Annotated in this window: 16 protein-coding genes and 1 riboswitch; of the genes, 9 read left to right on the forward strand and 7 right to left on the reverse strand. The window is 64.5% G+C overall.

Going from position 1 to position 21,908, the window contains the following annotated elements; genetic code table 11:
* Nucleotides 1-12 precede the first annotated feature (12 nt).
* On the reverse strand, nucleotides 13-711 hold the full coding sequence (gene phoB / locus KYT87_RS02135) for a phosphate regulon transcriptional regulator PhoB (protein ID WP_006227196.1): 699 nt from the start codon (nucleotides 709-711) through the stop codon (nucleotides 13-15).
* 163 nt (nucleotides 712-874) lie between these two features.
* Here phoB and ubiE point away from each other — a divergent pair, with 163 nt between their 5' ends.
* The 6 genes from ubiE (at nucleotide 875) to rfaE2 (ending at nucleotide 6,804) form a co-directional block, all read left to right on the forward strand.
* Entirely contained in the window at nucleotides 875-1,651 is a 777-nt protein-coding gene (ubiE, locus tag KYT87_RS02140; protein ID WP_046807660.1) for a bifunctional demethylmenaquinone methyltransferase/2-methoxy-6-polyprenyl-1,4-benzoquinol methylase UbiE, read from the forward strand.
* Nucleotides 1,652-1,828: 177 nt separating this feature from the next.
* Entirely contained in the window at nucleotides 1,829-2,830 is a 1,002-nt protein-coding gene (locus tag KYT87_RS02145) for a Tim44 domain-containing protein (RefSeq protein WP_046807659.1), read from the forward strand.
* Between the two features lie 187 nt (nucleotides 2,831-3,017).
* A complete protein-coding gene (locus KYT87_RS02150; protein WP_120153647.1) occupies nucleotides 3,018-3,656 on the forward strand; it encodes an SCP2 domain-containing protein in 639 nt (212 codons plus the stop codon).
* A gap of 3 nt (nucleotides 3,657-3,659) precedes the next feature.
* Nucleotides 3,660-5,213 carry a ubiquinone biosynthesis regulatory protein kinase UbiB gene (gene ubiB / locus KYT87_RS02155; RefSeq protein WP_046807657.1) on the forward strand — a complete coding sequence of 518 codons (1,554 nt, stop codon included), beginning with the start codon at nucleotides 3,660-3,662 and terminating at the stop codon, nucleotides 5,211-5,213.
* A 182-nt stretch (nucleotides 5,214-5,395) separates the two neighbouring features.
* Nucleotides 5,396-6,274, forward strand: coding sequence for a ferritin-like domain-containing protein (locus KYT87_RS02160; protein WP_046807656.1), 879 nt, complete (start codon nucleotides 5,396-5,398; stop codon nucleotides 6,272-6,274).
* A 41-nt stretch (nucleotides 6,275-6,315) separates the two neighbouring features.
* Entirely contained in the window at nucleotides 6,316-6,804 is a 489-nt protein-coding gene (rfaE2, locus tag KYT87_RS02165; RefSeq protein ID WP_219991621.1) for a D-glycero-beta-D-manno-heptose 1-phosphate adenylyltransferase, read from the forward strand.
* Nucleotides 6,805-6,917: 113 nt separating this feature from the next.
* Here rfaE2 and KYT87_RS02170 read toward each other — a convergent pair whose 3' ends face one another.
* From KYT87_RS02170 to KYT87_RS02195, 6 genes are all read right to left on the reverse strand, one after another.
* Nucleotides 6,918-8,249 carry a TolC family outer membrane protein gene (locus tag KYT87_RS02170; protein ID WP_046807654.1) on the reverse strand — a complete coding sequence of 444 codons (1,332 nt, stop codon included), beginning with the start codon at nucleotides 8,247-8,249 and terminating at the stop codon, nucleotides 6,918-6,920.
* A gap of 79 nt (nucleotides 8,250-8,328) precedes the next feature.
* Complete coding sequence (locus KYT87_RS02175) at nucleotides 8,329-9,009, reverse strand: protein-L-isoaspartate O-methyltransferase (protein WP_046807653.1); 681 nt, start codon at nucleotides 9,007-9,009, stop codon at nucleotides 8,329-8,331.
* 180 nt (nucleotides 9,010-9,189) lie between these two features.
* Entirely contained in the window at nucleotides 9,190-10,032 is an 843-nt protein-coding gene (gene thiD / locus KYT87_RS02180; RefSeq protein WP_046807652.1) for a bifunctional hydroxymethylpyrimidine kinase/phosphomethylpyrimidine kinase, read from the reverse strand.
* Nucleotides 10,029-10,838, reverse strand: coding sequence for a thiazole synthase (locus tag KYT87_RS02185; RefSeq protein WP_046807651.1), 810 nt, complete (start codon nucleotides 10,836-10,838; stop codon nucleotides 10,029-10,031). Before KYT87_RS02185 ends, thiD begins: the two co-directional genes overlap by 4 nt.
* 302 nt (nucleotides 10,839-11,140) lie before the next feature.
* Nucleotides 11,141-12,223 (reverse strand): cobalamin-binding protein, encoded by a 1,083-nt coding sequence (locus KYT87_RS02190; RefSeq protein WP_255593832.1) that lies wholly within the window; start codon nucleotides 12,221-12,223, stop codon nucleotides 11,141-11,143.
* A gap of 52 nt (nucleotides 12,224-12,275) precedes the next feature.
* Nucleotides 12,276-14,315 (reverse strand): TonB-dependent receptor, encoded by a 2,040-nt coding sequence (locus tag KYT87_RS02195; protein WP_104144786.1) that lies wholly within the window; start codon nucleotides 14,313-14,315, stop codon nucleotides 12,276-12,278.
* Nucleotides 14,316-14,415: 100 nt separating this feature from the next.
* Nucleotides 14,416-14,617: riboswitch (cobalamin riboswitch) on the reverse strand.
* A gap of 156 nt (nucleotides 14,618-14,773) precedes the next feature.
* On the opposite strand from KYT87_RS02195, the gene metH reads away from it, so the two are divergent.
* The 3 genes from metH (at nucleotide 14,774) to KYT87_RS02210 (ending at nucleotide 21,899) form a co-directional block, all read left to right on the forward strand.
* Nucleotides 14,774-18,547, forward strand: a complete 3,774-nt coding sequence (metH, locus tag KYT87_RS02200; protein ID WP_046807666.1) for a methionine synthase — start codon at nucleotides 14,774-14,776, stop codon at nucleotides 18,545-18,547.
* Between the two features lie 464 nt (nucleotides 18,548-19,011).
* Nucleotides 19,012-19,464 carry a cyanase gene (gene cynS, locus KYT87_RS02205; RefSeq protein WP_219991622.1) on the forward strand — a complete coding sequence of 151 codons (453 nt, stop codon included), beginning with the start codon at nucleotides 19,012-19,014 and terminating at the stop codon, nucleotides 19,462-19,464.
* Nucleotides 19,465-19,589: 125 nt separating this feature from the next.
* Entirely contained in the window at nucleotides 19,590-21,899 is a 2,310-nt protein-coding gene (locus KYT87_RS02210; protein ID WP_219991623.1) for a tryptophan 2-monooxygenase oxidoreductase, read from the forward strand.
* The last annotated feature ends 9 nt before the right edge of the window (nucleotides 21,900-21,908 follow it).

The following is a 21,908-nucleotide window of genomic DNA, read 5'->3' on the forward strand; positions in this document are numbered from 1 at the left end:
CGTGCGGCAGTTTTACCGCGTGGGCAGCTGTGCCGTAAACCGGTAACCGCTGCCGCGCACCGTTTCGACGTGCGCGTCGTGGCCGCTGGGTTCCAGCGCCTTGCGCAGGCGGCGAATGTGGACGTCAACGGTGCGTTCTTCAACGAACACGTGGTCGCCCCAGACCTGGTCCAGCAGTTGCGAGCGCGAGAACACGCGTTCCGGGTGCGTCATGAAAAAGTGCAGCAGGCGGAATTCGGTGGGGCCGATCTGTAGCGACTGGCTGTTGCCCGACAGGCGGTGCGTGACCGGGTCCAGCTTCAGGCCGCCCACGTCGATGACGTCGTCGGTCAGCTGCGGCGCGCGGCGGCGTAGCACGGCCTTGATGCGGGCCATGAGCTCTTTGGGCGAGAACGGCTTGGTGATGTAGTCGTCGGCGCCGGCTTCCAGGCCGTCGACCTTGTCTTGCTCGGAGCCCTTGGCGGTCAGCATGATGACCGGGACGGCGCGGGTACGCTCGTCGTTGCGCAGCTTGCGCGCCATCGCCAGGCCGGAAGTGCCGGGCAGCATCCAGTCCAGCAGTATCAAGTCAGGGAGTTCGGCGCGGATAAGGGTCTGAGCCTGGTCGGCGTCGAAGGCGCGCAGCACTTTGTGCCCCGCGAAGGACAGGTTGACGGCGATCAGTTCCTGGATTGCGGGTTCGTCTTCGACGACGAGGATGGTGCTGGACATGGCGAATTTGGCACGCTTCTGAGCGCCGGCGCGGCGCGAACATTGCGATAGTATGGCCGCAATATTTCAGGTATGTGACCGCAGGGCGTCCCGCAGGCAGGTTCTTCGCGCCGCCGCTGGGGGCCGATAGGCTACCATTGCCACGATATATCGGGAATTCACCATGCAAAACCCCTCCGAATCGCAACATTCCGCGCAGGACAACGCCCAGTCCACGCATTTTGGCTTTCAAACGGTGCCTGAAGGCGAAAAGGCCCGCAAGGTTGCCGAAGTCTTCCATTCGGTTGCCCAGCGCTACGACGTCATGAACGATTTCATGTCGGCCGGCCTGCACCGCGTCTGGAAAGCCTTCACCATTGGCCGCGCCGCCATCCGCCCCGGCATGAAGGTGCTGGATATCGCGGGCGGCACGGGCGACCTGGCCAAGGCCTTCGCCAAGCGCGCCGGCCCCACCGGCGAAGTCTGGCTGACCGACATCAACGATTCCATGCTGCGCGTGGGTCGCGACCGCATGACCGACGCGGGCCTGTTGCTGCCCACCGCCGTCTGCGACGCCGAGCGCCTGCCGTTTCCCACCGGTTATTTCGACCGCGTCAGCGTGGCCTTCGGCCTGCGCAACATGACGCATAAAGACCGCGCGCTGGCTGAAATGGCCCGCGTGCTCAAGCCGGGCGGCAAGCTGCTGGTGCTGGAATTCTCGCGCGTGGCCAAGCCCTTGGCCCCCGCCTATGACTGGTATTCCTTCAATGTGCTGCCCTGGCTGGGCAAGAAGGTCGCCAAGGACGAGGCCAGTTATCGCTACCTGGCCGAATCCATCCGCATGCATCCCGACCAGGAAACCCTGGCCGACATGCTGCGCAGCGCCGGGCTGGAACGGGTGCAGTACTTCAACCTGACCGCCGGCATCGCCGCCCTGCACGAGGGCGTGCGCCTGGGCTGAGCCCGGCGTGTCCATCGGATGATTTGTCCCCCCACGGGGAACTTGTGGGGCGGCATCTTGTCCGTTATTCTTACGACATTCAGATTACTGTAAGAAAAGTCGCGAATAGGTCCCGCTGTCCGTGGGACTCCTTGCTGCTCGGGGCAGCGGGGGCGCGAGTACGAGGGAGCTAACTCTATGACCAAATTCTGTCTTTCGCGGTTTGTCGCCGCAGCGCTCATCGCCGTTTCCGGCGCGGCGTTGGTGACGGCATCGTTTGATGCCGAAGCCCGTCGTGCGGGTGGCGGCAGCAGCGTCGGCCGCCAATCCTCCAATGTGACCCAGCAGCGCCAGGCCACCACGCCGCCGGCCGCCGCCAACAACACGGCCGGCGCCACCGCCGCCCCGGCAGCCGCCGGTGCAGCCACGGCCGGTGCCGCGGGCGCCGCCGCCAAGAGCGGCGCGTCGCGCTGGCTTGGCCCCATCGCCGGCATCGCCGCCGGCCTGGGTATCGCCGCCTTGTTGTCCAGCATGGGCCTGTCGGGCGCGTTCGCCGAATTCCTCGGTTCCGCGCTGCTGATCGCCGCTGTTGTGTTCGCCGTCATGTTCATCATCCGCCGCCTGCGTGGCGCGGGTCCGCGTACGGCAACGCAAGGCGCGTTCAATGGCGCCAACAACGCACCCGGCCAGCAACAGCAGCCGATGTGGCGTGAAGCGCTCAAGCCCACCGCCGCCGCCGCTCCGGCCGCTGCCGCTGCCGCCCCGGTGGCGCCTCCGGCCGTGCTGCCCAAGGCCGGCGAGGACAACAACTGGTTCGTGCCGGGTGATTTCGACACGCCCGCCTTCCTGAAGCAGGCCAAGGAGCAGTTCGTGCGCATCCAGGCCGTGTGGGACAGCGGCAGCACCGATGGCCTGCGCGACTTCCTGACCGATGACCTGATTACCGAGCTCAAGCCGCAACTGGCCGAGCGCGGCGCAGCGCCCAACAAGACCGAAGTGGTCTTGCTGAACGCCGAAATGCTGGGTATCGAAACCGTGTCCGACGGCCACCTGGCAAGCGTGCGCTTCTCCGGCATGCTGCGCGAGGCCCCGGGCGCCGAAGCCTTCCGCTTCGAAGAAGTCTGGAACCTGTTCAAGCCCGCCAATGGCGGCTGGCTCTTGGCCGGCATTCAACAGATCCCCGTGGATCTGGCCAGCTAAACGCTGTTTGATCGGGGCTGACTCTGTCCTCCGTTGCCGGATGCCCCAGGGCATCCACTCGAACCGGCCCTAGAAGGGCCGGTTTTTCCTTGTCCCGTTGTACTAAACGCGGTCCCATCTAACCCGTTACACTCCCGATTTAGCCACTAATTGCGGCAAGCCCTGCCCCGGGGTGTTGCACACCGTCATGTTGCCTTTTTCCTTCTTGCCCACGCCCTCTCGAATGGCTGTCAGTGCGCTCAACGCCCTGTTGAGGCGCGAAGAATGGGCGCGCGAGCGCTTGGCGCGGCACGCCGGCAAGACGGTGCGTTTTGCGCTGGGTGGCTTCACGCTGGGCCTGACGATCGATAGCGAAGGCCTGGCGTCCCAGGCCGACCCCGCCGTGGTGCCGGATGTGACGCTGACGGTGGCGCCTGAAAAGCTGCCCCTGCCGCGTTTGGGCGCTGACCGTGAAACGCCAGATTTCGCACAGGCCACGCATATTTCGGGCGACGCCGCGCTGGCCCAGGTCGTAGCCGACCTTGCCAAGCAGCTGCGTTTCGATCCCGAAGACGCCCTGGCCCGCGTGGTGGGCGATATCGCCGCACTGCGCATCGTGGGCGGCGCCCGCTCGGCGGCCGATGGCGCGCGTCACGCCGGCAAGCGCCTGGCGGAAAATGTGTCTGAATACCTGGCTGAAGAAAGCGGCGTACTGGTGGGCCGCCCGGCGCTGGAGCAATGGCGCCTGGATCTGGCCGAGCTCACCGCAAGCGCCGACGCCTTGGCGCGTTCGGCCACCGCCCTGCAAACCCGTCTGGCGTCCGCCAGCGCAAAGCGGGGCGCCTGATATATGTTTCCCCTGCTGCGCCTTATTCGCATCATCGTCGTATCGCTGCGTTATGGCCTGGACGAACTGGTCCTGTCCAGCCTGAATCATCCGCTGGCCACCTGCCTGCTGCGCGTCATCCGCCTGGGCACCCGCCCGCGCCAGCCGCGTGGGCAACGCCTGCGCCTGGCGCTGGAATCCCTGGGCCCCATCTTCGTCAAGTTTGGCCAGGTGCTGTCCACGCGCCGCGACCTGATCCCGGCGGATATCGCCAACGAACTGGCCTTGCTGCAAGACCGCGTGCCGCCGTTCCCGTCCGCGCAGGCCGCGGCCTGCATCGAGGCCGCGCTGGGCGCGCCGCCTGAAAAGCTGTTCGCGCAGTTCGACGTGGACCCGGTCGCGTCCGCCTCCATCGCCCAGGTGCACTTTGCCGTGCTGCACGACGGCCGCGAGGTCGCCGTGAAAGTGCTGCGCCCGGGCATGCTGGGCATCATCGAAAAAGACCTGTCGCTGCTCAAGATCGTGGCGCGCATCATCGAGCGCCTGGGCGCCGATGGCCGCCGCCTGAAGCCGCGCGAAGTCGTGGCCGAATTCGACAAGTACCTGCACGACGAGCTGGACCTGGTGCGCGAAGCGTCCAATTGCAGCCAGCTGCGCCGCAATTTCGGCCCGGAATCGGGCCGCGGCGACATGCTGATCGTGCCCGAAGTGATCTGGGAATACACGGCGTCCACCGTGTTCACCATGCAGCGCATGTACGGCATGCCGGTGGGCCAGGTGGAACGCATGCGCGAGGCCGGGATCGACATCCCGACCCTGGCGCGCACCGGCGTGGAAATCTTCTTCACGCAGGTCTTCACCGACGGCTTTTTCCACGCTGACATGCACCCGGGCAACATCTACGTGTCGGATCGCCCCGACACGCTGGGTAGCTATATCGCGCTGGACTTCGGCATCGTCGGGTCGTTGTCCGAATTCGACAAAAACTATCTGGCGCAGAATTTCCTGGCCTTCTTCCACCGCGATTACCGCCGCGTGGCGCAGTTGCACATCGAGTCCGGCTGGGTGCCGGCCGACACGCGCGAAGAAGAACTGGAAGGCGCGGTGCGCGCCGTCTGCGAACCGTACTTTGACCGGCCGTTGTCCGAAATATCGCTGGGGCAGGTTCTGCTCCGCCTGTTCCAGACGTCGCGCCGGTTCAATGTCGAGATCCAGCCGCAGCTGGTGCTGCTGCAAAAGACGTTGCTGAACGTCGAGGGATTGGGCCGCCAGCTCGATCCCGACCTGGATCTCTGGAAGACCGCCAAGCCCTATCTGGAACGTTGGATGCGCCAGCGTGTCGGATTCAAGGGGCTGCGTCAAAGCCTGGAAAAAGAAGCCGTGCAGTGGTCGCAAATGCTGCCCGCTTTACCCAGGCTGGTCCATGACCACCTGAGCCGCCCGAACGTCTCGCCCGCGCTGCTGGCCGAGATGATTCACCTGCGGCGCGCCCAGGAACAGAACAACCGGCTGGTTGCAGCGCTGGTTGGGGTGTTGGCTCTTGCGATCGGGGTCGCAATCTGGGCCTTGACCCGATAGGCGGCGCGATGGTCTAGACGAACTCTGTCATGTTTCATTCATGAAACGGTCATCATAGCTTCGCGGGAAACGGCGAAAAATAGCGCTGCGGTGGATGAAAGCAGCGTCACTCGCCGGAAAGACGCGCGCGCCATTCATTAATTTCTATCGCCCCACAAGCGGGACGAATACAAGGGCAGACCATGCTTTATCCTGAACTCTTCAAGACCATGGAAGCCGTGCGCTGGAACATGGCGCACGACATCCCCTGGGGAGATTTCGATCGCAGCAAGCTCTCTGACGAGCAAGCGCAAACGATCAAAATGAACGCCATCACCGAATGGGCGGCGCTGCCCGCCACGGAGATGTTCCTGCGCGACAACCGCGGGGACAGCGACTTCTGCGCATTCATGTCGGTGTGGTTCTTTGAAGAGCAAAAGCACTCGTTGGTGTTGATCGAATACCTGCGCCGCTTCCGGCCCGACCTGGTGCCCACCGAAGAAGAGCTGCACAACGTGCGCTTTGAATTCGACGCGGCGCCCGAGCTGGAAACGCTGATGCTGCATTTCTGCGGCGAAATCCGCTTGAACCACTGGTATCGTCGCGCTGCCGAATGGCACACCGAGCCGGTCATCAAGGCCATCTACAAGACCGTGGCGCAGGACGAAGCCCGCCATGCCGGCGCGTACCTGCAATACATGCGCCGCGCGCTGCACGACCGTGGCCAGGACACCAGCGAGCAAGCCCGCCTGGCGTTCTCGAAGATCGGCGTGCTGATGGCGTCGGCCGGGCGCACGCAGCAGGCGCTGCACCCGACCAACCTGCACGTCAACAAAGACCTGTTCCCCAACGACACTGTGCAGTCGCGCCTGCCTGAGCCGGGCTGGCTTGAGCACTGGCTGGACACGCAGATCCGCTTTGACGGCATCTGGGAACAGAAGGTGGCCAGCCGCATTCTGCACATCCTGTCCAAGCTGATGGATCGCAGCTTTGAAACGGTGAAGGACCTGAACCGCTACCGCAAGGAAATGACGGCGCTGGTCGTACCGAAGGAAAAGCAGATCATCCTGGGCGGCGCCTGAACGCTAGTTTCGGGCGGTGGGCGCGCGGATATAATCGCCGCATGTCCGCCGCCCGTTTTGAATCCAAAGTCCTGTCCCGCGACGAATGCGTCGCCGCCGTTGCCGCCGGCCGCCTGCCCAGGCCGCTGGTGTTCACCAACGGGGTCTTCGACATCCTGCATCGTGGCCATGCCACGTATCTGGACCAGGCCGCGCAGTTGGGCGCGACCTTGGTGGTGGCGGTGAACACCGATGAATCGGTGCGCCGCCTGGGCAAGGGCGCCGAGCGCCCGCTGAACCGCATGGAAGATCGCGCCGCGCTGCTGGCCGCGCTGGGCTGCGTGACCGTGGTCACGTCGTTTCACGAAGACACGCCCGAAGCGCTGATCGGCCAGATCAAGCCCGACCTGATCGTCAAGGGCGGCGATTACGACATGGAAACGTTGCCGGAAACGGCCCTGGTCAAAAGCTGGGGCGGTCGCGCCGTGGCCATACCGTTCGAATTCCAGCGGTCCACGACGGCGCTGGTGAAAAAGATCCAGGGCGGCTGAGGCCGCGGGGCGTTGAGCCTACGCAGGGCATAAAAAAAGGCGGCTTGTGCAAGCCGCCTTTTTTGTCCGTAGCCCGTAGCCGATCCCACCGCATCCAAGCCCGATCCCCCGCCTCAGCGCGGTTCCCGCAGCAACCGGTTGATCGCTTCCAGATCCGTTTCCGCCAGGATGCCGCTGGTGGCCTTTAGCCGCAGCCCCGACAGCACCGTGCTGTAGCGGGCCAGCGCCAGATCGCGCTGCGTCGCGTACAACTGCTGCTGCGCATTGAGCACGTCCAGATTGATCCGCACGCCGACTTCGTAGCCGGTGCGGTTGGCCTCGACGGCGGCGCGGCTGGATTTTTCGCCGGCTTCCAGCGCCTGGATGCGGGCCAGTCCGCTGGTGACGCCCGTGTAGTACTGGCGCGCGGCCTGGATGGCCTGGCGGCGCGCGGTTTCGAAGTCGTGGCGGGCCTTTTGTTCCAGCTGCACCTTCTCGGTCACCTGGGACGACACACCGCCACCGGAATACAGCGGAATGGACAGCACCACGCCCACCGTGTTGTCGATGGGCTTGCCCGGCGCCGCGTTGCGCATGATGGCGTCACTGGCGCTGCCGCTGGTGGCGCGCAGGTTCAGGGTGGGATAGTGGCCGCTCTTGGCGATCTGGATTTCGCGGCCCGCGATGCGGGTCAGCAACTGCGCGCGCAGCACGTCCAGGCTGGACGACTCGGCTTGCGTGCTCCAGTCGTTCACGCGGGCCGGCTGTGGCGACGGCAGTTGCACGCCGTAGGGCAGTTCGGCCAGCGCGCCGGGCGCCGTGCCGATGATTTTGGCCAGTTCGTCGCGGCGCACGTCCAGGTCGTTTTGCAGACGCAATTCCTGTGCGACCACCAGGTCGTAGCGCGCCTGCGCTTCATAGGTGTCGGTAACGGTGGAATTGCCCAGCTCGAAATTGCGCTTGGCCGACTCCAGCTGACCCGCCACGGCTGCCTTCTCGGCCTCGGTCGCGGTCAGCGCGTCTTGCGCGTACAGCACGTTGAAATAGGCGTCCGCCACGCGCAGCAGCAGGTCTTGATAGGCCTGCTGCAACTGCACTTCGACATCGGCCACGATCAGCTTGGACTGCTCGTAGTTCTGCCACCGGCCCCAATCGAACAGCGGCTGCGTCAGCGCCAGATCCCAGACGCCACGGCCGCCGCTGTAGGCCACGCCCAGGCCGCGCGTGCTGCGCGTTTCCTGATATGCGCCGCCGGCTTCGGCCGAAATGAGCGGCAGCAGCAGCGAGCGGGCTTGCGGTTCTTTTTCCAGCCCGGCGCGATAGTTGGCGCGGGCGGCGGCATAGGTGGGGTCATTGCCCAGGGCGGCTTGCCAGACCTGGATCAGGTTCTGCGCAAATGCAGGCAACGGGCCGACGCTTGCGGCGGCGGTAAAAACCAGTAAAGCCGTAAGCAATCGGACGCGCATGATTTTCAACGATACGCCGGGCCGCCCCAGGGTGCCCGGGCCCCGATGCGGGGCTGGCACGGGGCGGCGGGGATAGGGTTTAGAACTTGAACTGGGATACCGCGACGCCGCGCAGCGGCTTGATCACGGTTTCAAACAGGTTCACCGTTTCAAAGCTGGCGGCGGTGGTGCGGGTGATGCGACAGGCCGTCATGACGGGGGCTTGGCCCACGATCACGACCAGACGGCCGCCCACGCGCAACTGGTACTTGAGCGCGTCCGGCACGACGGGCACCGAACCCGTGACCAGAATCGCGTCGTATTCGGTCGAGCCCCAGCCGTTGCGGGCGTCGCCGGTTTCGACCTTGACGTTGGTGACGTTGTTCATTTGCAGGTTTTGCTGCGCGAACGTCACCAGGCGGCTGTCGATTTCAACCGAGGTCACCTGTTGGGCCAGATAGCCCAGCAGCGCGGCCTGGTAGCCCGAACCGGTGCCGATTTCCAGCACGCAGTCGGATTTGGTCAATTGCAGGTCTTGCGCCAGACGCGCTTCAACCTTGGGGGCGAGCATGGTCTGGCGGGTGTTGACCGCATTGATTTCAAGCGGGAGTTCCAGGTCGGAAAACGCCAAGGCGCGCAGGGCCGGCGGAACGAATTGTTCGCGGCGCACATCGAACAGCGCTTGCAGCACGTTGGCGTCCAGGACGTCCCACGGGCGGATCTGCTGTTCCACCATATTGAAGCGGGCTTGTTCTACGTCGGGCAGGGTCGAAGCGTTCATGACGGTCAGGAAAAAACAGAGGAATCAGGCGGCCATTGTACCGATTCGTAGCGTCCTGTGACGGCGCTCGGGCCAAGCAGGCGTTTCAGCCCGGGTGACGATGCCTGAAACGACCGCGGCGCTTCGAAAAGCGCCGCGATAATCCGCAACCCCTGCTTGCATGGCGGGGCGCCGGGCCTGCTACCACCAGGCGTGAAAGTGGTGGACCGGCCCGTGGCCCGATCCTACCGACAGCCGTTCGGCGTGGCGGATCGCTTCGGTCAGGTAGGCCTTGGCGCGGCGCGCGGCCTCTGGTACGTCCCCGATTTGTGGCAGCAAGGCCGCCAGCGCGGCCGACAAGGTGCAGCCGGTGCCGTGGGTGTTGGCCGTTTCGATGCGGTGGCCGGGCAGTTCGATCATGCGGTCGCCGTCGTGCAGCAGGTCGATGGTTTCGTTGCCGGGCAGATGGCCGCCCTTGACCAGCACCCAGCGTTCGCCCGAGTGCGCCAGCTTGTTGCGCAGGCGTTCGGCCACGCGCCGCATTTCCTTGACGGTTTCCACTGGCCGCTCTTCCAGCAGCACGCCGGCTTCGGGCAGGTTGGGCGTCAGCATCGTGCACTGCGGCAGCAGCGCCTCGCGCATGGCGCCCACGGCATCGTTCTCCAGCAGCAGGTCGCCGCTTTTGGCCACCATGACCGGGTCCAGCACCACGTGCGCCGGGGTCCACTTGGCCAGCTTTTCGGCCACCATTTCAATCACCGGGTACTGGCCCAGCATGCCGATCTTGACGGCGTCGATGCGCACGTCGGTGAACAGCGTGTCGATCTGCAAGCCCACGAAGGCGGGCGGCACGGCCGAGATGCCGGTGACGCCCTGGGTGTTCTGCGCGGTCAGCGCCGCGATGACGGCGCAACCGTACGCGCCCAGCGCGCTCATGGCCTTGACGTCGGCCAGGATGCCGGCGCCGCCGGAGGGGTCGACGCCCGCGATGGTCAACGCGTTGGGAATGGGACGGGCGTTGCCGTCCTGTTGGCGCGAGCTCATTTCTGCGCGCCCGGGCCGCCGGTGATCAGCCCTTCGGTGGGCGAGCTGGGCGCGCCGCTGTACAGCTTCTTGGGCATGCGGCCGGCCAGGAAGGCCTCGCGGCCGGCTTCCACGCCCTTCTTCATGGCGCTGGCCATCAGGATCGGGTCTTGCGCGGCGGCGATGGCGGTGTTCATCAGCACGGCGTCGCAGCCCAGTTCCATGGCGATGGCGGCATCGGACGCAGTGCCCACGCCGGCGTCCACCACGACCGGCACGCGGGCCTGGTCGATGATCAGGCGCAGGTTCCAGGGGTTCAGGATGCCCATGCCCGAGCCGATCAGGGACGCCAACGGCATCACCGCCACGGCGCCCATGTCTTCCAGCATGCGGCACTGGATGGGGTCGTCGGTGCAATAGACCATGACCTTGAAGCCGTCGTCGACCAGGGTCTTGGTGGCCTTCAGGGTTTCCGGCATGTTGGGGAACAGCGTGTGCGGGTCGCCCAGCACTTCCAGCTTGACCAGGTCATGGCCGTCCAGCAGCTCGCGCGCCAGGCGCAGCGTGCGCACGGCGTCGTCGGCGCTGTAGCAGCCGGCCGTGTTGGGCAGCAGCGTGAATTTCGACGGCGGGACGTAGTCCAGCAGGTTCGGTTCACCGGCGTTCTGGCCGATGTTGGTGCGCCGGATGGCAACGGTGACGATTTCCGTGCCGCTGGCATCCAGCGCCGCGCGGGTCTGTTCGAAGTCTTTGTACTTGCCGGTGCCGACAAGCAGGCGCGACGAATAGGCGCGCCCGGCGATGGTGAGGGTGTCTTGTGTGGTCATGGCGGTGTTTCAAAGGGCGGGTGCGCGCAGCGATACCCGCGGGAGGCTGACTGAAAGGCTTTCGCGAATGATAAAGCACGATGTCGCGCCGCATGCGGATGTCCCTGGGAAGCCGCGTTCCGTTTTTCAAGGATTGCGGCAATTACCAAGCAGGGATCAGCAAGAAGGGATTGCCAAGAAGGGATCACCAGGAAGGATTCAGCAAGAAAGGATCAGCAAAGAACGGATCAGCAAGGAACGGATCAGCAAAGAAAGGATCAGCAAAGAAAGGATCAGCAAAGAACGGATCAGCAAAGAACGGATCAGCGCAGCCGGTCCAGATCGGCGCAGATGGCCTCGGCCGCGTCGATCAGGCGCGGGCCCGGCCGATACAGCGCGTCGGCATCCACGCCGTACACATGCCCCAGGCGGGCGGCGGGTAGCCCCAGCGCCTGCCACGCGGCCAGGTTGCGGGCGGTGTCTTCAGGCCGGCTCACGCCTGCCAGCACGGCCTCGGGCCGCGCGGTCAGCACGCCTTCCAGGCTGACCTGGGGGGCCACGACGGGCGCCTGGCCAAAGACGTTGACGCCGCCGCAGATGCGCAGCGCGTCGCTGACGATGCTGCTGTCGTTCAGGGTGTAGATCGGGTCCAGCCCGGCCTGGACGAAGACGCGCACCGGGCGGCGTCCAGCGTAGCGAGCGGTCAGGGCGGCCAGGCGCGCGCGCAGTTGCGCGGCGGCCGGTCCGGCTTGCGCCTGGGTGCCGAACAACACGCCCATGCGTTCCACGGCGTCGGGAATGGCGGCCAGCGTCAAGGGGTCGCTGTAGAACACCGGCACGCCCAGCTTGTCCATGACACGCACGACAGGTTGCGCGGCGCTGGGTTGCCAGGCGATCAGCAGGTCGGGGCGGACGGCGGCCACGCGCTCGGCGTCGGGTTGCGTGCCGTCGCCGATCACGGGCACCTGGCGCGCGGCCGGGGGGTAGTCGCTGCCGCGGATGGTGGCGGCAAGATAGTCGCCCGCGCCGGCCGCGAATACCAGTTCGGTCGCATGCGGCGCCAGCGTGATGGCGCGGCGCGCGGGCGCGGCCAGCGCCACGGCGCGGCCCTTGTCGTCCTGCGTGTGGATGGCGGTGCCGGCGGGCGTTGCGGCCGGGGTAGCGGCCGGGGTACTGGCCAAGGGTGCGGACGACGTTGCGGCCGAGAGTACGGCCGACGTTGCGGCCGAGGATGCGGCGGAGGATGCGGCGGAGGATGCAGCGGAGGATGCAGCGGAGGATGCGACCGACGTTGCGGCCATGGTCGTCGCCGAAGCCAGCAGGGCGCCCTGGGCCAGCACAAGGCCCAGGGACCGCTTCAGGGACCGCCCCGGGCGGGGGCGGGTCAATGCGCGTGCGAACGTCATGCAAGAGCCGATAAGGTCAGCAAAGAACGCCGACTATATCGGATGTCCGCCATCAATAGCGCAGCGTGAGCGAGGCGTAGAAATTGCGGCCCGGCGCCGGGTACAGGTTGTAGTTGGCAACCGGCCCCAGCATTTCGAACGACGCATTGCCGCCGCGTATGCCGTAGGTGGCGTACTGGCGATCAAAGATGTTGTTCACGCCGATGGCGCCTTCGACGTTGCGCGTGAACTTGTACGCGACCTTCGTGTTGAACAGCACGTAGGCGTCCAGTTCCTTGTCGAACTGGTTGGCCTGGTCGTTGTCCATGCGCGACTTGCCCACATACTGCGCCGACACGTTCCACAGGAACGCATCGGTGGGGCGCCACGTCACGCCCGCGTTGGCCAGCCACTTGGGCGCCAGCGGCACGGTCTTGCCGGCCAGGTCCACGCCCGCGTAGTTGCCCGAGCGGAACTGCGCTTCCATCCAGGTCAGGTTGGCGTCCAGCGTGACGCTGCTGGACACGGCGGTGCGGCCTTCCAGTTCGATGCCTTGGCGGCGGGTCGGGTCCAGGTTGGTGTTGGCGCCGGTGCCCGGACCCCACATGCCGTCGGCCAGCGGGTTGTACTGGATTTCGTTGGTCAGGTCATAGCGGAAGTACGACAGGCGGGCGCTGCTGGCGGCGCCTTGCCACGTCACGCCGATTTCCTTGTCGGTGGACGTTTGCGCGGCCAGCGGGCTTTGCACCGACAGCAGTTCGTCGGCGTTGGGCAGGCGGAAGCTGCGGCCGACCTTGCCGTACAGGCCGAAGCCGGCGGACAGGTCCTGGCGCACGCCCAGTTGCCAGGCGGTCAGGTGGTTGCTGCGATCCGACGGGGTGCCCGAACCGCTGAGCACTTCCAGGTCGTCCGACGCGTACTGACGGCGCACGCCGGCCGTGACCGTGGTGCTGTCGGTGGCGCGGAACAGGCCTTCGGCGAACAGCCCGTACTGGTGCTGGCGCGACTGCCACTTGGACGGTTCGAAGTCGTAGTAGGCGTTCTGGTTGGCGGTGGTCTTCGATTCTTGCGCGTCGGCGCCGAACACCAGGCTGTGGCCGCCGTTGATCGGCAGGCGATAGCGCACGCTGGCGATGTTCTCTTCCAGCTTTTGGTCGCGCAGCGTGTCGCCAAAGCCGTCATACGTCAGGCCGTTCAGCTTCTTTTCGCGGGTGGACAGGTCGGCGTACAAGGTGCCCACGCCAATGGCCTGCTCGACTTGCAGGCCGAAGGTGGTGGACGTGGTCTTGACGAAGTCCACATCGTTCTTCGCGCCGCGCGGGTCGTCCTGGAATTCGTTCACGCCGGTCGACGGGCTGATCAGGCGCGGGCCGGGCAACTCCAGCTTTTGCGTGGTGGTGCGGCCGTACAGCCGGATCGAGCCGTTGTCGTGGCGCAGCGTGATGCCGCCGCCGCCACCTTCGCGGCGCTCGCCGCTGTGGTCGCGGTAGCCGTCGGTGTGCAGCGATTGCAGGTAGGCGTCAACGCCCACCTTCTGGTTGTTCATGGCGACGGCCGCGTCGTACTGGCGCAGGCCATAGCTGCCGAACGTGGCGGTGGCGCGGGCGGTGACCGGTTCTTTCGAGAAATCGGACCGGGTGATGATGTTGATCACGCCGCCGGTCGTGCCGCCGCCGTATTGCACCGAACCGCTGCCGCGCACGATTTCAATGCGTTCCACCTGGTCCAGCGGCACCACGCCCAGGCTGGGGGCCGACAGGTCGTTGGTGTTCTGCTTGACGCCGTCGATCATGATCAGCGTGTTGCTGGCGCCCGTGATGCCGAAGCCGCGCAGGTCGACAATCGCGTTGTCGCTGGAGCTGCTGGTGTTGATCAGGTTGACGCCGGCCTGCGTCGACAGCAGGTCCTGCATGGTGCGCGCGCTGCTGGCGGCGATGTCCTGGGCGGTGATCACCGAAATCGATATTGGCAGCGTGCGGCCGTCGGTCGGCACGCGCTGGGCGGTCACGATGACCGGGTCGAGTTCGGAGGGGGCAGCTTGCTGGGCGGCGGCGATGGCCGGAGCGGAACAGAGCAGGGCGCCGGCGTAACGCCGGATAGAGCGGGCTTTCATCTACATAACCTCGATGCGACCCGCGACCCCGCAGGCCAATCACGATGGAAGGACGTCCGCGCGCCACGGCGCACCAGGCTGGCCTGGCGGCGGCGACGGACTTCCTGACGAGCGAACTGGCCGGTATCGGGCTGCCATGGGCTTGAAAAGCGCATGGGGACCGTTGCGGGGGCAGCACAGGCTGGACGCGGGGCTTGCCGGCTGCCTGCTGGGGGGCAAAGCGGCGCGGCGGCCCGGGCGGGCATCTTCCTGTTTCCCGTTTACCTTTCGCACGCGGACAGGCAAGTGTTGTGTTCTTGCCAGCCTGATGCGCCGAAAGCACCGGTTCGGGGCCGAAACTGTATCACCCGAGGGCGCGAGAGACCCCGTTTTGTTACGATCAGGGCTTGTTTTTTCGGCGTTTTTCGCTTTTTAGCCACATCCGCGCCGCTGTTGGCCAACTTTATCTGGACCTGCCCGTGTCGTATCCCCGCCTGCCGTACCCGCCCGAAGCCTATACCCAGGGTGGCGAATTCGCCCGCCTGCTGGGCAAGCGCATCCTGATCCTGGACGGCGCCATGGGCACCATGATCCAGCGCTACAAGCTGGGCGAAGCCGACTTCCGGGGCGAGCGTTTCGCGGCCCACGGCAAAGACGTCAAGGGCAACAACGAGCTGCTGTCGCTGGTGCGCCCCGATGTCATTTCCGAGATCCATCGGCAATACCTGGAAGCGGGCGCCGACGTCATCGAAACCAACACCTTCGGCGCCACCACCATCGCGCAGGGCGACTACGACCTGCCGGAACTGGCCTACGAACTGAACTTGGTTTCCGCGCAATTGGCGCGCCAGGCCTGTGACGCCTACAGCACGCCGGACAAGCCGCGCTTCGTGGCCGGCGCCCTGGGCCCGCAGCCCAAGACCGCGTCGATCTCGCCCGACGTGAACGACCCCGGCGCGCGCAACGTCACGTTCGACGAATTGCGCGTGGCCTATATAGAACAGTTGAACGGCTTGCTGGACGGTGGCATCGACATCGTCCTGATCGAAACCATTTTCGACACGCTGAACGCCAAGGCCGCCATCTTCGCCACCGAAGAAGTGTTCGAAGCGCGTGGCATCCGTCTGCCCGTCATGATCTCGGGCACCGTCACCGACGCGTCCGGCCGCATCCTGTCGGGGCAGACCGTTGAAGCCTTCTGGAACTCGGTGCGCCATGCGCGCCCCATCACCATCGGCCTGAACTGCGCGCTGGGCGCGGCGCTGATGCGCCCGTATGTGGCCGAGCTGTCCAAGATCTGCGACACCTACGTCTGCGTGTATCCCAACGCCGGCCTGCCCAACCCCATGGCCGAAACCGGCTTTGACGAAACGCCGGCCGACACGTCCGCGCTGCTGGAAGAATTCGCCCGCGCCGGCTTGGTCAACATGTCGGGCGGCTGTTGCGGCACCACGCCGGACCACATTCGCGCCATCGCCGACAAGGTCACGGCGCTGACGCCGCGCGTCGTGCCGGACATTCCCGTCAAGACGCGCCTGTCCGGCCTGGAAGCGTTGAACATCGACGAGGACACGCTGTACGTCAACGTGGGCGAACGCACCAACGTGACGGGCAGCAAGATGTTTGCCCGCCTGATCCGCGAGGAAAAGTACGACGAGGCGCTGGCCGTGGCGCGCCAGCAGGTCGAGAACGGCGCGCAGATCATCGACATCAACATGGACGAGGCCATGCTCGATTCGGTGGCCTGCATGCACCGCTTCCTGAACCTGATCGCGTCCGAGCCCGACATCGCGCGCGTGCCGGTGATGATCGACAGTTCCAAGTGGGAAGTCATCGAAACCGGCCTGAAGTGCGTGCAGGGCAAGGCGGTGGTCAACTCCATTTCCATGAAGGAGGGGATCGAGCCCTTCCGCCATCACGCCCGCCTGTGCCGCCGCTACGGCGCGGCCGTGGTCGTCATGGCCTTTGACGAATTGGGCCAGGCCGACACGCTGGAGCGCCGCAAGGAAATCTGCGGCCGCGCGTACAAGATCCTGGTCGAAGAAGAAGGCTTTCCGCCGGAAGACATCATTTTCGACCCGAACGTTTTCGCGGTCGCCACCGGCATCGACGAACACAACCATTACGCGGTGGACTTCATCGAAGGCACCCGCTGGATCCGCCAAAACCTGCCCCACGCCCGCATCTCGGGCGGCGTGTCCAACGTCAGTTTCTCGTTCCGCGGCAACGAGCCGATGCGCGAGGCCATCCACACCGTGTTCCTGTATTACGCGGTCAAGGAAGGCATGACGATGGGCATCGTCAACGCCGGCCAGCTGGGCGTGTACGCCGACTTGGACCCCAAGCTGCGCGACCTGGTCGAAGACGTGGTGCTGGACCGCCCCGACCCCGTCGGCAAGACGGACCCGTCCGACGAACGCACGCCCACCGAACGCCTGGTGCAGTTTGCCGACAGCGTGAAGGGCTCGGGCGCCAAGCGCGAAGAAGACCTGACCTGGCGCAAGGCCGACGTCGAGCAGCGCCTGTCGCACGCGCTGGTGCACGGCATCACCACCTTCATCGTGGAAGACACCGAAGAGGTGCGCCAGAAGATCTTTGACCGGGGCGGTCGCCCTATCGAGGTCATCGAAGGCCCGCTCATGGACGGTATGAACGTCGTGGGCGACCTGTTCGGCGAAGGCAAGATGTTCTTGCCGCAAGTGGTGAAGTCGGCGCGCGTCATGAAGCAGGCCGTGGCCCATTTGATTCCCTTCATCGAAGAAGAAAAGCGCCAGATCGCGGCGGCCGGCGGCGACGTGCGCGCCAAGGGCAAGATCGTCATCGCCACCGTCAAGGGCGACGTGCACGACATCGGCAAGAACATCGTGTCTGTCGTCTTGCAATGCAATAACTTCGAAGTCGTGAACATGGGCGTGATGGTGCCCTGCGCGCAGATCCTGGAAAAGGCCAAGGAAGAAAACGCCGACATCGTCGGCTTGTCAGGCCTGATCACGCCCAGCCTGGAAGAGATGGCCTACGTGGCCAGCGAAATGCAGCGCGACGATTACTTCCGCAGCCGCAAGCTGCCGCTGATGATCGGCGGCGCTACCACCAGCCGCGTGCATACGGCCGTGAAGATCGCGCCCAACTACGAAGGCCCGGTCATCTATGTGCCCGACGCCAGCCGCTCGGTCGGCGTGGCCACCAACCTGATGTCGGACCAATCCGAAACGTACCTGGCCGAGCTGGCCAAGGAATACGAGGAAGTGCGCCGCCGCCACGCCAACCGCAAGGCCACGCCGATTCTGCCGCTGGCGGACGCGCGCGCGTCGCGCCCCGTCATCGACTGGGACAACTACACGCCGCCGCGCCCCAAGTTCATCGGCCGTCGCACGTTCAAGAGCTATGACTTGGCCGAGATCGTGAAGTACGTGGACTGGGGCCCGTTCTTCCAGACATGGAGCCTGTTCGGCCCGTTCCCCGCCATTCTTGATGACAAGGTCGTGGGCGAGCAGGCCCGCAAGGTCTATGCCGATGGCCTGGCCATGATGAAGCGCATTGTCGAAGGCCGCTGGCTGACGGCCAACGGCGTCGTGGGCTTCTACCCGGCCAACAGCGTCAACGACGAAGACATCGAAATCTACAAGGACGAAACGCGCAGCGAGGTGCTGTTCACGTATCGCAACCTGCGCCAGCAGGGCGCCAAGCGCGAGGGCGTCAGCAACAAGTCGCTGGCGGATTTCATTGCGCCCAAGTCGTCGGGCAAGATGGACTACATCGGCATGTTCGCCGTCACGGCGGGCATCGGCATCGAGAAAAAGGAAGCGGAATTCGAGAAGGCGCTGGATGACTATTCCAGCATCATGTTGAAGTCGCTGGCCGACCGCCTGGCCGAAGGCTTCGCCGAATGCCTGCATGCCCGCGTGCGCCAGGACCTGTGGGGCTACGCGCCCGACGAGGCCCTGTCCAACGAAGACATGATTGCCGAAAAGTACGTGGGCATCCGCCCCGCGCCAGGCTACCCGGCGTGCCCGGAACACGTGGTCAAGACCGATATGTTCCGCGTGCTGGACGGCAGCGACATCGGCATGATGCTGACCGACAGCTACGCCATGTACCCGGCGTCCAGCGTGTCGGGCTTTTACTTCAGCCACCCGCAATCGCAGTACTTCAACGTCGGTGTGATCGGCGAAGACCAGCTTGAAGACTACGCCAAGCGCAGCGGCCGCGGCATTGAAGACCTGAAGCGTACGCTGGCGCCAAACCTGGGGTGATCCCCGCAGGCGCGCCGGGGCGCGCCTGAGTTCCTTACCAGTCTGTTATAGGCGGGCCGGCCCAGTCGATGGGCCGGCCCGCCGTGCTTTGGTTCGCGGGAAGAGGCCAAAAAGATATCTGAGCCCTTTCGGACCGGTATCGGACTGGTATCGGAGTGGTATAGGACTGGTATAGGAAGAATCAGAATATATATGTCTACGTATGTATTCCAGTTAATAAGCAGAAGCCGCAAGTAACATCCCCTTCAAGCTTGAATGTCTATTTAAATTCAACGCTTTACGTTCATGTGCGGTCGATGGTGGTATCTGCTGGCGTCGAATCACAGTTGCAACATCAATAATAAAAAACGCCGGCTTGTCCGAGTACGTAAGGCTTTACTTTCAATTTCCCTGTAGTAATCGGATGCTGTGCCGTTATCGGTCGTCGTGTCATTTCCTGTGCTTTTCAATGCTAGGAGAACGAGATGAAGATGCGCGCTGCGCTTATCGAAAAGATCCTGATCAAGAAACTGGAAGCGAATATCAAGTGGCAGGCGATTGCAGATGCGCTCGGACTGCCCCTTGCCAAGGCCACCGCGGCATGCCTGGGCCAGATGCCGTTGTCCGAACTCAACGTCGGCAAATTGGACGGCCTGCTGAGCTTGGGCCTGACCAACACGGAAAAGCTGATTCTTCAGACGTCGCCCGACCGGGGCTCGCTGGAAGCCCTGATTCCCACGGATCCCGCCGTCTATCGCTTCTATGAGTTTCTGCTGATCTATGGGTCCACCCTGAAGCAGCTGATCTCGGAAAAATTCGGCGATGGCGTCATGTCCACTACGGATTTTGACCTGGTGGTGGACAAAACCGAAGACGCGGGCGGTCCCCGCGTGCGGCTTCAGATGACGGGCAAGTTCATGCCGTTCACGATGAACTGAATCCCGTGCCGCGCGGGGCCGTGACAGGCGTCGCGGCCCCGCCTTTCATAGCTGGTCAGGCCCGCGAGGCCATCCCTCGATCAGACCCCTGCAAGCCCCTTCCGTCACTCACCAAGGAGGACGAGATGAGCGTCACTGTAATCCGCAATCTTGCCAAAGCGCCCGATGGAAAAACCATCGCCGACGTGGCCAAAGTCGGCCGGTATTTCCGCCATCCCGATTCCGCGCGGATCGTTTATCCCACCATCGTGCAGCAACCGCTTGGCACCTTGCCCGCCGGCAAGAGTCTGCGTGTCGCAATCGTGGGCGCGGGCGCGGCAGGCATCGCTGCCTTGAACGAGCTGTCGCGCATGGTGAACGACACGACGGGGACGGTGAACGTCTCGCTGTATGAATCGGACCCGGACAGTTTTCTGTTCGATCTGGCCCGAGGCTTGACCGTCAAGGGTAAGAAGGCAGGCCGTGTCCTGGCCGTGCAGTCCGATGACCGCACGGTGTACGAGGTGGGCGCGATGCGCTTTCCGGAAAGCGCCGGCCTGACCTGGCAGTATGCGCAGCGCGTGTTCGGCGCGGCAGCGAAAGTGCAGGTGTTTCCCAATCCGGGCAAGATCGCTACGGAATTCGTATTCGGGCACCGCGCCGACCGCTACAAGGGCAATGCGTGGCAGGACCCCGATTCGCCCACGCGGGCGGTCCGCGACCTGGTGTCGTCGCGCTTGGTCGGCGACGGCGTGCCGGCGCTGCTGCCCATTGGCCCGCGCACGCCGCTCGATGTCATTCGGATCCTGACCACGGATACCAGCTCCGATGCGCTGTTGCAGGAAGTCGACCGGGACTGGAAACGATTTATCGCGGACAACGATGGCACCACACTGGAAGGCGCCGTGCGCACCATCATCCGGGAGTACGGCGCGTCTTTGCCCGCACTGCCGGGCCTGAGCCCCGACGATACTGAAAACTACTATGTAGAACTGTTTGCCCGATTCGGATTCGGCACGGGCGGATTCAAATCGCTGTTCGGCATCTCCATCGTCGAAATGATGCGGCTGGTTCTTTGGGATTATTCCAACGAATACACCTTGCCCGTGGTCGAGAACGTCGACTTCATCCGCCAGCTTTACACCACCACGCTGGCCAGTGCACCGGCAAATAAATTCAGCGTCACCCCGATTCAAGGTCGCGTGTCCGACGTGTTCCACCGCAAGGTTTCCGGGGCGAACACCGCCGTGGTCGCGCACTATGCGCCCGGCGGCGACAAGCTGCTGGACCAGTCATTCGATTACGTGATTCTGGCGCTGCCGCACGAACAACTGATCGGCCTGGTGACCCGGGCCGGCTATGCCACGCAGCCCAGTGCCAGCGTCACGTTCGGCGATCAAACTATGGGGCTGGAAGGACGCGCGTTTACCGACGTGTTGCCGCCCTTGCTGCTCAGCACCACCAGCGACATTCCGAACGCCCGCGCCGTCACCGCGATCAGCATGTTGCGCATGGTGCGGTCCTCGAAAATCTTCGGCACGATCAGCAATGCCGATCTGGCTAACCTGCCGATGCTGACACTACCGGGCGGTGTTTCGGAACCCATCAAGGCCGTCGTGTCCGATAGCGGCCTGGCCACGAGCTACATCGTGCCAAGCTCGATCAGCGCGGATTATTCCAGCGTGCTGGCAAGCTACACCTGGGACGACGACTCCACCCGCCTGCAACGCGACTTCGGTGCGTATCCGCAAAACCCGCCGGCAAGCGCGGGCGAAAACGACGCCAACGGCATGTTTACGCGCATGATCAATCGCGCCGACAAGGACATCAAGTTTCCCGGCGAAGACGTCTACAAGCGCTGGTGGTTTGTCGATATCCTGAAAAAGATCCAGGTGCAGAACCGCTTTGTGTTCGACTGGACGACCAATGGTTCGGCCGGCGGCTTCAAGCTTGACCTGAGCGGTGACCACTACCAAAGCAATTTCTGCTTTCGCTATCACACGCACGCCCAGCATCCCGAGCTGGACAGCCGCTTCTTCATCGCGTCTGACAGCTTCAGCCACCTGGGCGGCTGGCTAGAAGGCGCGTTCATGAGTTCGGTCAACGCGGTGGCGGGTCTGGTGTTGTCGGCTAACGGGGGCAATGCCGCCAGCCTGAACAATGAAGCCGCCAAGGTCTTCACCACGCTGGAGTCGGTGGTCTACACCGCGCCGCCAACGCCGCCTGCGGGAACGTCGGCCCTTGTCCGGCTCGGTCCCAACGACCCGTTGATGCGCGCTTTCAGAGAGATCTTTGCCATGTACGGCCCGACGATGAAGACGCTGCTGTCCGAACGGTTGGGCGATGGCGTGATGTCGACGACGGACTTTCGGATAAGCGTCGACCGGATTCCCCACGCGGACGGCGATCGCGTGGCAATCGAACTGAGCGGTCGCTTCGAGCCTTTCGATGCGTGACACATAACG

The sequence above is a fragment of the Achromobacter sp. ES-001 genome (assembly GCF_019448355.1).
Taxonomy (GTDB): domain Bacteria; phylum Pseudomonadota; class Gammaproteobacteria; order Burkholderiales; family Burkholderiaceae_B; genus Achromobacter; species Achromobacter spanius_B.